The organism is Vibrio sp. HS-50-1 (assembly GCF_024747315.1).
Taxonomy (GTDB): domain Bacteria; phylum Pseudomonadota; class Gammaproteobacteria; order Enterobacterales; family Vibrionaceae; genus Vibrio; species Vibrio diabolicus.
The window spans coordinates 859,097-872,332 of sequence record NZ_JAMPZF010000024.1; the positions used below are offsets into that span (position 1 = coordinate 859,097).

Genomic DNA, 13,236 nt, shown 5'->3' on the forward strand with positions numbered 1-13,236 from the left:
ATATCCCAAACGGGTTAAATCAGTCGTAATGTGTTGTTTTGTAATTTGATTGAACAATATTGGTCGATGGAAACCGTCGCCCCATTAGCCAACGGCTCTAATAGGCATTTCACTCCCTCAAAGCTCCATCCGGTGAGCTTCTTCAACTCCGTAATGAGTGGGGAGTTACAGTTATTTTCAGTGCTCCAAGACGTCGCTCCGCGACTTTTTAAAAGACGCTTTACGTCTTTCGTTTGCACGAGCGAATAGCACTCGCTAGCGGTTTCGATGACTTGACCGCACCACTCAAAACCAATGATTTTTTTGATTGGCTCGCCGTAGTCGTTTTTGTTTTCTTTGTAAGCCAACTTCGCGCCCTTAGCTAACTGACAAAACAGCGCCCATTTGGATGAGTCGGCCGCTTGTCTCAGTTCTTCTAGCTGATCATCTTTCTGGGTTTGTTCGGCGGTCGCTCGGCGTAAACTGCGCCACAAAGACACAGGCTCACCGCCAAATTGCTGAAACTGGCGAATGCGATGCACCGACGCCCAAGCGCGCACTTTAAATGCGCTTTCTTCGGCTTCGGTGTCTGGCATGTGTTTACCGTTGATGTTCTTCGAGACGTACTTGGCAATGTACGCCGTTGCGCCGCCCTTGCTTGGGTCGGCTTCTTTGACGTCAAAGCGTGGCGTGATGTCGTCGCCCAGTTCTTCACGGTCTGGCGCAATCGCCTCACCGCGGAGAATACGAATGATGTTGGCTTTGTCTTTGTGAGAGCAAAACAAGAAATAGTGCGCGTGACTGGTTGCGTCTTTGTGTGGCTCGGCCACACGAAAGCCAAAGTATTCAATTTCTAACTTGGCCAACTTAGCGCGAGCAAGTGACCATTGGCGCATTAACTCAGCGTGTCCGTCTTTGACGCTTGAGCCGTCCCACTTTGGTGAATTGCGGTGATAACGGCTCGGCAGTGTCCACGTAATGAAAAGCGCGGTGTATTCCAGTTCGTCGGCCAGTTCTTCAAAGCCACGTGAGCGAACCATCATTTCAATACGGCGGTTCTCAGGGTTAGCAATGGTGCGCTTTGCCACTTCCTCTAATGGAAAGTGCTCGCCTGTTTCCTCGTTGTACACGCTCATCGACTTCATGTATTTCTCGGATTCGCGTTGCTTGCGCTTCCAGTTACTAAAGGAAATCTCAGACACGTATTTGCTTTGATGGCCTTTGTCACCCACACGGCTCATGGTGATTTGGGCGTACTCGATGTAGTCACCACGCAGACGCAGCAAACGACGTTCGACCCACTTCTCAGACTGCATTTTGAGTACCGCAGCCGTTAGCATTTGCTCTAACACTTCAACGTCTTTCACTTTGAAATTCACGTACGGCGGCTTAATGTGAATGGTCTTAAGTAACGCTTTTTGCTCAGAATAAACCGCGGCTAACGCCTCGACAAAAGAGGCGTAACCCTCGGCATTTAGGCTTGATAAAATCTCGGCGCATTGGTCGGCGTACTTCTCCGCGAACTTGGTCAGCGCGTCATCACGCATCAAGATATTGTGCGTCAATGGTTCGCTATGCGCGCCCTTTCGACTGTCAACAAACGAGTAACGATTCTCGATATGGTGAGCGCACTTCAGGCCAAATTTCACCGCGTCTTTGGCGGTTTTAATCACGTTTTCACGTGTGGCGTTTTTGCGCTGTGTGCGCGCCTCTACTTTACGGCGCACATCGTTGCGAACTATCGCGGGTAAGCGTGGGAAGAATCGGCGTGAAAAGGCACTTTGATGAATGGCATCATTGGCGAACGTCTTGCCCGCCATCTTGATTTCTATGGCTTTGGTGTCGAAGTCCATGCATCCCCCTGATTAAAGGGAAGAATCCGCGCCCGCTTGGGGCGCTTCATCTTGCTTGCGGATTTCGTGTAGTGGTTGGCCGTTGTTTTGCGCGCCAAGTGTCGCCATACGGTTAGCAGTAGTCGTAATATCGGCCAAGGTGTCGTTTTGTGCTTTGATGCAAGCGACAAGCGTCATCCCTTGGTAAAGCCAAAGTGAGGCTTCAACGGCTTCAAGCTCAAAACTATCGAAGTAGATATGAGTTCCGTTGTCTTGTGATGCAACAAGTTGGCGCTGATTGCGGCGCGATTTCCAGATACTAAGATTCATGCTACAACCCCCTGACGAAAACGTGTAGGAATGTAGGTCTGTTTCTTCTTAGGGAATTGCTCGGCGAACTTCTCGCGTAGTTGAGCTATCTTGTTGATAGAGTTTGCCGTTTTAGCTGGGTCTGGATTGGTGCACCCTGCCATATCAGGGCAAGGTAAGTGAATTGGGTTTGAGATTATACGTTCCATGTTCATAGCCTCCGCAAGCTGTCTCTTTTTTGAACATGGCAACCGTAAACGAATTATTTTAAACGTACAAACGAGTTAAACTACTGAAATAGCACGTAAGATGCTCTACAATTTAACAATCTTGTTTCTTTTTTAAACAGTTACTAAATGAACTACACAAACATACTTTTAGACAGAGTAAAAGCTAAGTACGAACTGGGCTCAGACTACAAACTAGCTCAGAAACTTGGCGTTGGTCGTAGTCGCGTAGCCCACTGGCGCGCGGGTAGCTGTTCTATGGATTGGGAAATAGCCTTTAAAATCGCTGACTTACTGGAACTAGATGATCAAAATTTGGTGTTCGGTTTGATAGATGATAAGTACAATAATCCCCGCTTAATCAATGCCTTACAAGCAGGCGCCCCTGTCTAACCTATATTAACCCTTTCACATATAATGCGCACTGTGATAGTGGTTCCTGTGGACTTGCAATCACTAAGGCCAATCCAGTGCAAGCCATTGAGATTCCTGACAATCCAAGCCCATTAAACTTTTTTGCAATTCCTTCCCATACTGCTTTTATCTGCGGATTATCATTGCGATCAGCGTGACACCCCAACAATGCAATCTCAGGGTCTAAACCTGATTGCTCTGCAAGAAAAATTGCTTGTGTATCAGTCATATAACGCTTTCCTTTGCGGAAATCACTGATTCTCTGCGGCGGCACATTCATATCCGCTGCAATTTGTTTGTCTTGCACGTAACTTTGAGCCTTTTTGTAGGCATCTAATAGTTTGTTTTGATACATACCGCTTCCTCCGTTTCCGTCAGTTTAGCTCATCAATCACCAAAATTGGTGTCTTGCGCTAACCAATTTTGGTGATTACGCTACTAACCAAATTTGGTTATTCAATCAGTATCAGACCGCCTTAGCTCTGGGCGTTTGCCCTTGACGCTTTCGCGCTTGGCTTTGGCGGTCGCTCTCTCAACTAGTCAAGGTGGTTGTTATGGTCGTATTAGAAACTGAAGTTCAAAACGTCAACGTTAAAACGTTAACGCTCCGTCATTTCGCAGTGTCTCACGTTCCGGCTTTCAAGCTCTGTTACATCACTACAACTGACATCTTTGAAGAAGTCGTTGTTCCTTTCAATCACTTTGGCTACTGCATTAGCACGTTTGAGAACACTCAAGAGTCCTTTGGTTATCTCTCGGTTGGTGATTACGAGTTTCGTTTTGAATCTGACGAACATGAAGTTTTATGTCGTTTCTTAGGTATGGCACCTTCAAAAGCGACTGCTTTAGAGGCTCAATAATGCGTGAACTTGTTATTGATTTAGCGTCCGGCAAACAAGAATGGATTGATTTTGTTCCTGTCCATTCTTGGGCTTCATGTGAGCACATTCCTGACAACTTATTCGACCATCGTTTTGAGTACGTCGACCACAGATTTACAACGCCTGAGGATTTCATTCCGTCGGCTGTGAAATCAGCAATGAGTGCGTCAATCTACTCACACGACTTGTCAGATTTTATTGAGCGCCCTACTTCTAATCCTTGCTTGGACTTGCCGAAGTCATTACACCGTAACGGCGACTTCGCTCGACACATGACACGCGCTTACACCGACATTCTGAAAACACGCAACGCTCTGGAAGCCGTTCGCGCAGTTAACGAAGCTCACGACCGCTTGACTGAGCACGGCTACAGCTACGCGATGTCAGATGAACAAATTACCAATCTAGCCAAGCGAAAATCACGCGACTTTTCTCGCGTGTTAAGTGCAATTCCGCTTGAAGAATCACAAGCGCGTTTTGATAAAGCGTGTCAGCTTCTTGATTCATTAGGCTTGGCATTCTCACCTGAGCAAATTCAATACGCAGAAAACAACTGTGAACTTTTCGCATTGGTGAACCGTGCTCTTGATGAGCATTGGCTTGTTCGTCAACTGCGCCGTAAATGTGCTTACGAGGTTGAATGTGTTGCGCGTGATTTAGCGCTTGTTCAACGCCGTAAGCAAGTTTACTGCTCGGATTTTTCTCTAAGCCGTCAACGTGATCGCAATACGTCTAACCGCATCGCGCTAGAAAACACGATTGCTTACGATGAGGCTGACCCGTCTAACTACTTCACACTCAGTGAGCTATCCGCTAAATCGGTTTCTAACGCTGAGATTCGCCGCGCTGAAATGTTCGTTCGTCTGCGTGGCTTTGAGGAAATCGCTCAAGAATCGAATCACGATGCGGTGTTCTTCACGGTAACGGCTCCGTCTCGTTTCCACTCTGTTTCTAAGGGTGACATCAACCCGAAATGGCTTGAGGCTGGCAAGCCTGATGCGAAAGCGGCTCACGCTTACCTTATGGGCGTTTGGGCGAATCTTCGCAAGTCGATTGATAAGAGCAAAATCAAGGTTTACGGGATGCGCATTGTCGAGCCTCACCAAGACGGTACGCCACATCACCACTTGTTGCTTTTCATGGAAAAATCCGCACGCAAGTTCGTGACGTCTGAGTTTCGTCGTCTCGCTATGGCTGACTCGCCAAACGAAAAAGGCGCAAAGAAAGCCCGTTTCAAAGCGGAAGTTATCGACTGGTCGCAAGGTTCAGCCGTTGGTTATGTCGCTAAGTACCTGAGTAAAAACATCGACGGTCAGCACATTGATTCTGACAAAGGTTCGTCTTTGTCTGGCTCGGATGCGGCGGAACGTGTCGTGACTTGGGCGCGTGTGAATCAAATTCGTCAATTTCAATTTATTGGTGGTCCATCTGTCACGGTATGGCGTGAGCTTCGTCGTCTTCGTGATGAATTCAAAGAGGACGATGCTTTGTTTACAGATTTATCTCAAGACGAACACTTTCTATTAGAAAAGGTTCGCCGCTCTGCTGATGAGGGCGACTGGAAAGCGTTTTGTTACGCAATGGGCGGTGTGTTCGTTAAGCGCAAAGACCAACCAGTAAAAGCGGAATACACCGTTTCAACCTCTATCGAAAAACTGATTGCTTCAGGCGGTGAATATTCATCGACTCGCTACGGTGATATGGCTCAAGCGCGTTTGAATGGCTTGATGTTCCATAAGATTTTTATCGCGACTCGCTTCCGAACTTGGAAGACCGAGAACAAAGAGCAATTCATCCGTGCTCAACAAGGCATCATGTCTAACGTGGTCGATTACTTTGACGCGCTAGAACGTGAAAAAGAATACGAGCGTATGTATGACGACCTTTACGAACAATACGAAAAGCACCTAGCGCTCTATGACGAAATGGAAGCGCTGTTGCTCACTGACCCTCAGGAAATTAATGCGTCGTGCTGGGTGGGCGCAGCCCCGCCCGACATGATGCATTAATTTCCCTTGGACTTGTGTCAATAACTGTCATTTCAATTTTCAACTAACCAACAACGTAAAAATAAGGGCAAAACACTATGAGAATGGAAGGTTTAATTCTAGATGCTTCGGACATCGTTCAAGAAACCAAAACAGACCGTAACGGAGAACAAAAGCAAAACGGCAAGCTGCGTCTCATCACGACCAACCCGACAGACACTATTGAAGTGCGTGTCTCTCCTGAGCTTTGGGAAAACGGCAAGGCTGGCGAACTGCTCAAGCGCTGTGTGGGTAATCGCATGATGTTTGATGTCGAGCACAAGAAATTCAGCTTTGGTAACGATGAGGGTAAACACGTCTCTATCGACGGTTTCCACCTCTACGCCCTACCTCAACTTAACGAAAAGTAAGGGCTAAATCATGACCGAGACGCAATTTGCAGAGCTAATGGCTCGACTCGATAACTTTCAATTGATGGTGTTCTTAGGCATTTGCTTCTTGTTAGTTGCGCTCGGTTGGGTGGTCGGAGGGCAAAGATAAATGCTGTCAACAGAGTTCATGCTCGGCTGTTTTGGAACAGCATTTATCCTTGGCTTCTCGATTGGTTTCCACATTCTCGGATTCAAGAAAGCGGCTGAGGTTTCAACTTCTTCATAAACAACACATAGGAAATAAGACTATGGAAAAGCAAAGCAAAGTACGCGCAGCAATGGCTAAGGCTGGCGCAGTAGTAACAGCAAAACGTGCGGCATTTGGTGGCGCACTTCTTATGGCAGCATCTGGTGCACATGCAGCGTTGCCGGAACAGGCAGCGCAAGCCTTTACTAGTTTAGGGACTTTCGTTACCGACATGCTCACCTCAACATGGGGTATCGCTGTTCCTCTAACGGTTGGTTTCATCGGCATCAAGCTATTCAAGAAAGGTGCAAACAAAGCAACGTAATCCTAACGACTGCTTTATACACCCATTGGTCAACGCCTCCGAATGGGGGCGTTATTTTTCACGAGGAAGATTTACAAATGAACATTAAACAAAGCATAGCGTCACTGATTATTTTACTGGGTGTTTTGTTTAGTGCTTTTAATGTAAGTGCTGCTCAACCTACTTACGCTGTGAGGGATGTTATCGCTTATCCCGACTGCAAACTGTCTAGGGGGATGAGAGTTAATCCTTATTCTTATGTCTCTTGTTATGAAAACAAGTTTGTTCGATACAAAGACTTCTCCACTAAGTCATGTTACATGGATAGCGATGAGTTCGGCTTACGTATAATGTGTAATACCGACAGCTCTTCTTTCCCGAAAATTCAAACTGTATGGTTCCGCCATGATACTGCTAAGTGTCCAGCAGACCATGAAAAAGTAAAAGACGGTGATGGTTACACCTGTGAACCTATCGTTCCTGCATGTGAGTTTGGTGAAAACCCTGACGGCACTTGTATGGATGCTTGCCAGTTCAAGCAATCCATCAATGACACTCAATCACTTCATTGGTCGGCTTATGTTTATGGTGAGCAAGTCACGGGGGCATGTTATGGCGATTTTGGCGCCACCCGTTGTGAGCTTGAGCGTATTCCAAATGACACTACGCTTTGTACCGATGTAGATTCGGGCGAATTTACCCAAAACACTCGCTGTCACGGTAAGTTTCAATTCACTGGTAATCAGTGTGATGGTGGTACGCTGTTTTGGGGTAAAGATGGTCCTGACACCCCTATTATTCCTGATGACCCGATTCACGACCCTGACGACCCAACGGGTGATATCGAAGACCCGAGCGTGCTTCCTGACGATTCAACCAATACAGTGAATCCACCGGATACCGAAGATGAGCCAGAAGTTGAAGACCTTGACACAGATGAAAACACTGACACGGCAGTAGTTGGTGCAATCAAAGGGCTTAATTCGGATGTGAACAAAGCACTCAACGCGCTAAATGTCGACCTCAATCAATCGAGCGCTGATATTCAAAACCAAATCATTGCGCTCAATGCGTCGATGGTGACTAACACCCAAGCGATTCAAAAGCAGCAAATCAACGACAACAAGATTTACGAAAACACTAAGGCGCTGATTCAGCAAGCTAACGGTGACATCACGACGGCGGTCAATCGAAACACCAACTCTGTTGGTGAGGTGGTTAAGGGACTCGATGATTTGCAAACCACTAACGCTGATGGATTTGCGGAGTTATCGGACAAGCTCGACGACCTCAAGCCTTGTGAGCCCACCGAGGAGAACAACTATTGTGAAAACCCTCATGGTTTAGGTTCGGATTATGTCGGTGATGTGCTGACTCAAGCGGATAAAGCCGTGTCCGGTGCGATGAATTCCTATGAAAAGACCGTGACTGATGCGGCAAACGATTTGATTGAGAAGAATCTGACGGCTGAATCTGAGGGGCATATTAATGCTATATCGGATTCGTTTTTGAGTGTGTTACCTAAGCCTACGCCCTGCATGAATCTATCCTTGCCTACGCTTGGCGGTGGTCGCGCTTCTATCTCTTGTGAGTTTTCGCAGAAACTCAAAATGATCATCTCAATTCTGATTTACATCTACACGATTAAGACGCTTGTTGAAATCCTGCTGACTGAGGTCACGCCTGTACCAAGTAACAAGCCAGGTTCGGGGAGATATTACTAATGATTCAACTATTACCAATTGTCAGCACCATTGGGACGGCGTTGCGCCTCCCTGCTCTGGTTGCCTTTATCTCGCAGATAGCGACCACGTTATTTGGTTGGTTCTTCATTGCGAAAGCACGAAACGTCACGATTAACTTGGTCATTTTAACGCTGCTAATCGGTTTGACCGTCACCCTCACCTTGGCAATTTACACCCTTGCTACGGGTCTGTCTTATGTTGCGCCCCCGTTTTGGTCACAAGCTGCTGGCATGTTCATTCCAAATAACGCGATTCCTTGCGTGAGTGCGATTTACTCGGCGCGTCTGCTGCGTTGGGTGTGGGAGTGGAAGTTCTACGCGATTGTGAGGGCGGCGTAATGGCATCGGTCTACTTTGTCACGGGTAAGCTCGGCTCAGGTAAAACACTAACGGCAGTCGGTAAGATTCGTGAGGCATTTATGCGCGGTGTGCCTGTGGCGACAAACCTCGATATCAACTTGAAAGAAATGCTTGGACGCAACAAGCGCAATACTCGCCTTTATCGTCTGCCGGACAAGCCTCAGGTAGAGGATTTGATGGTGATTGGCTCAGCAAACAAGAGCTATGACACCAAAAAAGACGGTTTGATTGTGCTCGATGAGTGCGGAACGTGGTTTAACTCGCGCACATGGAACGACAAGAATCGACAAAAGTTAATTGATCACCTTTTGCATATTCGAAAGCTTGGATGGGATGTGATTTTCATCGTTCAAGACATTTCGATTGTTGATAAACAAGCGCGTCTCGCGCTGGCTGAACACACCGTGTTTTGTCGCCGTTTAGACCGTCTTCAAGTCCCTATCGTCTCCACTGCGGTATCCGTTCTGACACTCGGTCAACTCAAGTTGAAAATGCCTAAGCTGCACGTTGGCATTGTGAAGTATGGTGACAATGCGAACTCGCTCACCGTCGAGAAATGGATGCTTTGGGGCACGGACTTATACAGCTCTTACGACACTAAGCAGATGTTTAGAAACAACTATGAGGACGGCGTTTATTCAGTATTGCCGCCCTACTATACCCACGGACGTTACACTGTCCCGTATACGTTGAGAAATATCATGCGCATTACGAAAATCTATCTCCGTAAATACTCTCGATTCAGTGTATTTGCGGCAGGTGTCGCCGTCTCGTTTGCGGTGTTCACCTTAGTTGGCACGCCGAACATGTCGACGGAACCCGAAACGACTCAAACGGCGGTGCCTCGCGAGTCATTGAGTGACTTGCTCGACGGCTATCGAATCGAATCGTCAATGAATCCCCCAAACGTTGCCCCATCTTTTGTGCTGGTTAAGGACGATGTGCGTCTGTCGTCGTCGCAACTATACGCAAAAGGCTTTACGGCTCAATCTAACGGCTCTTGCTCCATTACGGTTAGCGGCGGCAACGGTCAATCATTCAAAGTTATGTGCTAGGGAAAAAGGTGCGCTTTATGTCATGGATAATCGCAAAACTCACAGCTTTTCTTTCAAAAAAACAAAAAGAATCTTATTGCGCCGTAGGCTCACTGCTTACGCGCACATTACTGACCATGCGCTGTGGTAAAGTTGAGAAACAAACAACGGCTTGTTCCAACTTTTCCACATCCAGCATCGCCGCTTTATTGCTCGCGTGCACCCTGCTCAGCTCGACTTCTTTTGCCGCAAGCTCTGCACCTTTTGAGGCAAAGAACACACCGATTGGAGACTTCGCATCGTGGTTCTCGGTTCATACTGGAAACACAGTTGTGCTTGGTCATGGTGTCACTGGTGAGGTCAGCTTTACCGCGCCGGATTTGAAAGATGAGGATTATCCTGCCTTTTTCCTTTCCGTGCTTCGTGCGCACGGTTACGAGCTTACGCATGACCACGGCGTTTTTACCATCATTGCCGACGCAAACAAGGTGGAGACGTTCGAACCCTCTCAAGTAAAGCTGTACTTCTTTGAAAATGTTCGAAATACCAAGGTCGTTGATTTGATTTCCTCGATGCTTGCTGCAACTCAGAATCAAACACTGAACAACAAAGCGATTAAGAATTACAAGGTTGAGGTACTGCCGACCACAAACAGCATTATCGTGACAGGCTCTGAGAACCAATTGAAGCACATTGATGTGCTCATCAAAGGGATTGATAGACCACAAAAGCAAGTCTTTATCGAGGCGGTGATTACCGAAACTGAGCTCGGTGATTCTCAAGAAATCGGCGTAAATATGGACTTAGCTCTGAGTGAGGCTGGCTTTGTTTCTCAGCCTACTGCAATTAAGAAAGCCGTTGATAACCTACTGTTCTATGAGGGCGGCGATTTTAACGCGCTTATTAAAGCCGTATCTAAGAATCAAAATACTAAGCTCCTATCACGACCAAACATGTTCATTATGGACAGAGAGCGCGGTTATATTACGGTTGGTCAGAACGTGCCGTTCCTCACTTCGTCTGAGGTAACTGACGGTGGCAATCGAGTCCAGCAAATAGAACGTAAAGATGTGGGCGTGTCACTTGAGGTTGTACCGCATGTAATTGGTGATCATGTTGTGTTGCAGATTATGCAAAAATCCGACTCGGTAACGGATTCCTCTATCGCATCCGACATCATCACCAATACGCGAACACTGCAAACCGTGGTTAAGGTCAAAGATCGCCAAACGATCTCTTTGGGTGGTTTGATTTCCCAAGAGCAACGCGACTCGGTAAGTGGTGTACCTGTTTTGATGGATGTACCTTTACTTGGTGCTCTGTTCCGGTCAGAAAAGACCAATACGGTCGATAAAGAGCTTAAAGTAACGATAAGAACCACGATACTTTGATTAAAATGAAAAGCCGAACAATTGCTGTTCGGCTCTGCTTTAGCTGTACTGTAATACACTTTCCAATTCTCTACACTTTATTATCGTGTCACGCTCTAATACGGTTGCGATATGTGTTTTGTCATAAGAGCTTCTAGCTTCAAACCGAAGCAACGGATGGTGTCCGTTAAGTGCATTATTTACGTATATATCTCGCTCTTGTCTTTTCTTCTGCCTATGAGAGGAATCATCTAGCTCGATGACCGCCAAGACTTTTGTGTCTCTATCCGTGATCACATAGTCCATTCTTTTAGCCCAAGTTCGAGAGTTATCTTTAAAATTGGTCGGTTGAACCAATGCCATCAATGACACTTGGCTATGAATTACGTATTCATCAGGTATAAGCTCCCGCAACACTTTATAGAATCTGCGCTCTGTCTTGGTGGCCAAGTATGTACTTTTCTTGTGAGGTACAGAATTAGTCTTATTGCCAGTGTTCGGCAAAGGTACTTCGACTATCTTGGGGCTATTGTCTACAGATTTTGGTTCAAAAGAATGTATGCTGTTCGGTCTTCTAACCGTTGCACTTTGCTCCCATTCGTTAAGCCTACGTTTAGGTTTCTTACCCTTCTTTGTGAATAGATACACAATACACGCTAAGGATATAAGTATCAGTAATTCAGGCACTTTCCGTTCCTCACTCATAAAAAAATGAGTGCATGGTAGCATATCGTTTTTGTTCGGTGTGTTATAGAAATCAGCTTTTATGCGCCCCCATAGTGTATTACGGGGATAAATTCCCCCAGATGCCAACGTTTCAACTTCTGTTACATCTCGCAATCGTTCACTCTTCAGCTTCTGACACTAAAAATGGATATGCAACTAATATTCACATTATCACCAAGAGGAACTTGAATGGATATTAAATCGGTTGTACGTTTATAAAGCAATAAAGGAGGCTTTATGAATCAGAGAAATTATGGACCCTCAATGAATTCTAAATATAAACGCTTGTTAGCGCATTGGAATGAATTGGGGGAGATGTTGAAAAATGAGGAGTTTGCAAGCTTCGAAAGTCAGACTATTTCTTTTAACTACTTATCTTACTTTTTTGAGTCGAGACATCACGCTGTTATTTTCCAAGGTTCACTTGCTTTAAAAGTTCGCTTTGAAACTCAGGTGTTTTCAGATCAAGTGGCTCACTTTGATATTGTGGTTAACGAATATAGCCAAATCATCCCTCTTGGCGAAAAAAATGCTATCTGCGAGATCAACAACTCACCTTCTGCTGATATCGTTTTTCATTTTAATCGAATAGTTGGCTCTTTTCTTGAGAGTTCAGAATTTTATCACGAAAAATAAAGGTTTCCGATGAGCAAAGAGAACAATACTGAGCACAAAGGTGCACCAAAGCCATCACGCGGCAAAGTTCGAGACGTTGGTTTGATCGTCAACCGCGAGAGAAAGCAATGTCCAGACTCAATGAAACGTGGTGACAATGAAATAACTCAAATGCATTCGACTCCACCTAAACCAGGCTCTGGCGGTACTAAAAATAAGTAGGAGTTGTTATGCAAGCTCAAGAACTAGATAGCGATGAACAACGGCTTTGGGAACTAGTTTGGAACACTCGACTTGGTATTAGATATCATCTATACGCGCAATCTCACTATCAAAAGCTTGCAAAGTTTATAACCATTTTTACGTTGTTTGCCAGTTCTGCTGCATTTGCCGTTGTGTTGAACAAAAATGAAAATTTAGCTGCCGCTTTAGCTTTGATTGCTGCATTTTTGCAAATATTTGACTTGGTAATAGATACGAAGTCAAAAGCAACGACTCATTCTACGTTGAGACAAAAGTATTTACAGCTTGAGGTTTCGTTACAGCGATATGATCGCTTAACTATTGAGGATGCAGATCAGTTCAATCGAACTCGTGCTTCTATTGAGCTTGAAGAGCCACCATTGATTCGTAGCTTAATGACGTATGTTCATAATGAGCAAGTGAGAGTTGAGTGGGGTGAGAATAGTGAGCGTCAAGTGAAATTGGATTGGTGGACCTCATTAAAGATTCGACTGTTACCTTTCTAGAAAGCCATTACTGACGCTTTTTATAATGAGTTTTAGGTCTGTTGTTGTCATCCTATAAATGGCGTAATTGAATTATTTATGTAACA

The 13,236-nt window shown here is 45.7% G+C and carries 17 protein-coding genes; 12 read left to right on the forward strand and 5 right to left on the reverse strand.

All coding sequences use genetic code 11. The annotated features are described in order from the left end of the window. Nucleotides 1-14: 14 nt before the first annotated feature. Genes NDJ01_RS13540 through NDJ01_RS13550 form a run of 3 tightly spaced genes read right to left on the reverse strand, consistent with a single transcriptional unit; the run spans nt 15 to nt 2,329 of the window. Complete coding sequence (locus NDJ01_RS13540; RefSeq protein ID WP_029825091.1) at nt 15-1,832, reverse strand: replication endonuclease; 1,818 nt, start codon at nt 1,830-1,832, stop codon at nt 15-17. Nucleotides 1,833-1,844: 12 nt separating this feature from the next. Then, a complete protein-coding gene (locus tag NDJ01_RS13545) occupies nt 1,845-2,141 on the reverse strand; it encodes a hypothetical protein (protein ID WP_025639946.1) in 297 nt (98 codons plus the stop codon). Then, entirely contained in the window at nt 2,138-2,329 is a 192-nt protein-coding gene (locus NDJ01_RS13550) for a hypothetical protein (protein ID WP_258586846.1), read from the reverse strand. The genes NDJ01_RS13545 and NDJ01_RS13550 overlap by 4 nt, the downstream gene beginning before the upstream one ends. Nucleotides 2,330-2,476: 147 nt before the next feature. On the opposite strand from NDJ01_RS13550, the gene NDJ01_RS13555 reads away from it, so the two are divergent. After that, nucleotides 2,477-2,740 carry a helix-turn-helix transcriptional regulator gene (locus NDJ01_RS13555; RefSeq protein ID WP_005390085.1) on the forward strand — a complete coding sequence of 88 codons (264 nt, stop codon included), beginning with the start codon at nt 2,477-2,479 and terminating at the stop codon, nt 2,738-2,740. Between the two features lies 1 nt (nt 2,741). Here the strand turns inward: NDJ01_RS13555 and NDJ01_RS13560 are convergent, their stop codons facing one another. Next, entirely contained in the window at nt 2,742-3,116 is a 375-nt protein-coding gene (locus tag NDJ01_RS13560) for a DUF3693 domain-containing protein (RefSeq protein ID WP_258586847.1), read from the reverse strand. Nucleotides 3,117-3,315: 199 nt separating this feature from the next. On the opposite strand from NDJ01_RS13560, the gene NDJ01_RS13565 reads away from it, so the two are divergent. From NDJ01_RS13565 to NDJ01_RS13600, 8 genes are all read left to right on the forward strand, one after another. Then, nucleotides 3,316-3,621 carry a hypothetical protein gene (locus NDJ01_RS13565; RefSeq protein ID WP_213901214.1) on the forward strand — a complete coding sequence of 102 codons (306 nt, stop codon included), beginning with the start codon at nt 3,316-3,318 and terminating at the stop codon, nt 3,619-3,621. Next, nucleotides 3,621-5,651, forward strand: a complete 2,031-nt coding sequence (locus NDJ01_RS13570; protein ID WP_258586848.1) for a replication endonuclease — start codon at nt 3,621-3,623, stop codon at nt 5,649-5,651. Before NDJ01_RS13565 ends, NDJ01_RS13570 begins: the two co-directional genes overlap by 1 nt. Nucleotides 5,652-5,734: 83 nt before the next feature. After that, the gene (locus tag NDJ01_RS13575; protein WP_012841822.1) at nt 5,735-6,040 is read left to right on the forward strand and encodes a hypothetical protein; all 306 of its coding nucleotides are present in this window, start codon (nt 5,735-5,737) and stop codon (nt 6,038-6,040) included. 269 nt (nt 6,041-6,309) lie between these two features. Beyond that, complete coding sequence (locus tag NDJ01_RS13580) at nt 6,310-6,573, forward strand: major coat protein (protein WP_045608031.1); 264 nt, start codon at nt 6,310-6,312, stop codon at nt 6,571-6,573. Between the two features lie 77 nt (nt 6,574-6,650). Beyond that, nucleotides 6,651-8,276 carry a methyl-accepting chemotaxis protein gene (locus NDJ01_RS13585; protein WP_258586849.1) on the forward strand — a complete coding sequence of 542 codons (1,626 nt, stop codon included), beginning with the start codon at nt 6,651-6,653 and terminating at the stop codon, nt 8,274-8,276. Then, the gene (locus NDJ01_RS13590) at nt 8,276-8,635 is read left to right on the forward strand and encodes a DUF5455 family protein (RefSeq protein WP_258586850.1); all 360 of its coding nucleotides are present in this window, start codon (nt 8,276-8,278) and stop codon (nt 8,633-8,635) included. The genes NDJ01_RS13585 and NDJ01_RS13590 overlap by 1 nt, the downstream gene beginning before the upstream one ends. After that, the gene (locus NDJ01_RS13595) at nt 8,635-9,711 is read left to right on the forward strand and encodes a zonular occludens toxin domain-containing protein (protein WP_258586878.1); all 1,077 of its coding nucleotides are present in this window, start codon (nt 8,635-8,637) and stop codon (nt 9,709-9,711) included. Before NDJ01_RS13590 ends, NDJ01_RS13595 begins: the two co-directional genes overlap by 1 nt. Before the next feature lie 17 nt (nt 9,712-9,728). Beyond that, the gene (locus NDJ01_RS13600; RefSeq protein ID WP_258586851.1) at nt 9,729-11,081 is read left to right on the forward strand and encodes a secretin N-terminal domain-containing protein; all 1,353 of its coding nucleotides are present in this window, start codon (nt 9,729-9,731) and stop codon (nt 11,079-11,081) included. A 39-nt stretch (nt 11,082-11,120) separates the two neighbouring features. On the opposite strand, the gene NDJ01_RS13605 is transcribed toward NDJ01_RS13600, so the two are convergent. Continuing rightward, the gene (locus NDJ01_RS13605) at nt 11,121-11,747 is read right to left on the reverse strand and encodes a DUF2726 domain-containing protein (RefSeq protein WP_258586852.1); all 627 of its coding nucleotides are present in this window, start codon (nt 11,745-11,747) and stop codon (nt 11,121-11,123) included. 276 nt (nt 11,748-12,023) lie between these two features. Between NDJ01_RS13605 and NDJ01_RS13610 the strand changes: the two genes are divergently transcribed. The 3 genes from NDJ01_RS13610 to NDJ01_RS13620 are packed head-to-tail and all read left to right on the forward strand — an operon-like array spanning nt 12,024 to nt 13,150. After that, nucleotides 12,024-12,422 carry a hypothetical protein gene (locus tag NDJ01_RS13610; protein WP_258586853.1) on the forward strand — a complete coding sequence of 133 codons (399 nt, stop codon included), beginning with the start codon at nt 12,024-12,026 and terminating at the stop codon, nt 12,420-12,422. 9 nt (nt 12,423-12,431) lie between these two features. Then, complete coding sequence (locus NDJ01_RS13615) at nt 12,432-12,623, forward strand: hypothetical protein (RefSeq protein WP_089183597.1); 192 nt, start codon at nt 12,432-12,434, stop codon at nt 12,621-12,623. A gap of 8 nt (nt 12,624-12,631) precedes the next feature. Further along, nucleotides 12,632-13,150 (forward strand): hypothetical protein, encoded by a 519-nt coding sequence (locus NDJ01_RS13620; RefSeq protein WP_258586854.1) that lies wholly within the window; start codon nt 12,632-12,634, stop codon nt 13,148-13,150. The last annotated feature ends 86 nt before the right edge of the window (nt 13,151-13,236 follow it).

Excerpts from the sequence above, each read along its gene's own strand:
- NDJ01_RS13540 (WP_029825091.1), bottom strand. The coding sequence starts at position 1,832 with ATGGACTTCGACACCAAAGCCATAGAAATCAAGATGGCGGGCAAGACG.
- NDJ01_RS13545 (WP_025639946.1), bottom strand. The coding sequence starts at position 2,141 with ATGAATCTTAGTATCTGGAAATCGCGCCGCAATCAGCGCCAACTTGTT.
- NDJ01_RS13550 (WP_258586846.1), bottom strand. The coding sequence starts at position 2,329 with ATGGAACGTATAATCTCAAACCCAATTCACTTACCTTGCCCTGATATG.
- NDJ01_RS13555 (WP_005390085.1), top strand. The coding sequence starts at position 2,477 with ATGAACTACACAAACATACTTTTAGACAGAGTAAAAGCTAAGTACGAA.
- NDJ01_RS13560 (WP_258586847.1), bottom strand. The coding sequence starts at position 3,116 with ATGTATCAAAACAAACTATTAGATGCCTACAAAAAGGCTCAAAGTTAC.
- NDJ01_RS13565 (WP_213901214.1), top strand. The coding sequence starts at position 3,316 with ATGGTCGTATTAGAAACTGAAGTTCAAAACGTCAACGTTAAAACGTTA.
- NDJ01_RS13570 (WP_258586848.1), top strand. The coding sequence starts at position 3,621 with ATGCGTGAACTTGTTATTGATTTAGCGTCCGGCAAACAAGAATGGATT.
- NDJ01_RS13575 (WP_012841822.1), top strand. The coding sequence starts at position 5,735 with ATGGAAGGTTTAATTCTAGATGCTTCGGACATCGTTCAAGAAACCAAA.
- NDJ01_RS13580 (WP_045608031.1), top strand. The coding sequence starts at position 6,310 with ATGGAAAAGCAAAGCAAAGTACGCGCAGCAATGGCTAAGGCTGGCGCA.
- NDJ01_RS13585 (WP_258586849.1), top strand. The coding sequence starts at position 6,651 with ATGAACATTAAACAAAGCATAGCGTCACTGATTATTTTACTGGGTGTT.
- NDJ01_RS13590 (WP_258586850.1), top strand. The coding sequence starts at position 8,276 with ATGATTCAACTATTACCAATTGTCAGCACCATTGGGACGGCGTTGCGC.
- NDJ01_RS13595 (WP_258586878.1), top strand. The coding sequence starts at position 8,635 with ATGGCATCGGTCTACTTTGTCACGGGTAAGCTCGGCTCAGGTAAAACA.
- NDJ01_RS13600 (WP_258586851.1), top strand. The coding sequence starts at position 9,729 with ATGTCATGGATAATCGCAAAACTCACAGCTTTTCTTTCAAAAAAACAA.
- NDJ01_RS13610 (WP_258586853.1), top strand. The coding sequence starts at position 12,024 with ATGAATCAGAGAAATTATGGACCCTCAATGAATTCTAAATATAAACGC.
- NDJ01_RS13615 (WP_089183597.1), top strand. The coding sequence starts at position 12,432 with ATGAGCAAAGAGAACAATACTGAGCACAAAGGTGCACCAAAGCCATCA.
- NDJ01_RS13620 (WP_258586854.1), top strand. The coding sequence starts at position 12,632 with ATGCAAGCTCAAGAACTAGATAGCGATGAACAACGGCTTTGGGAACTA.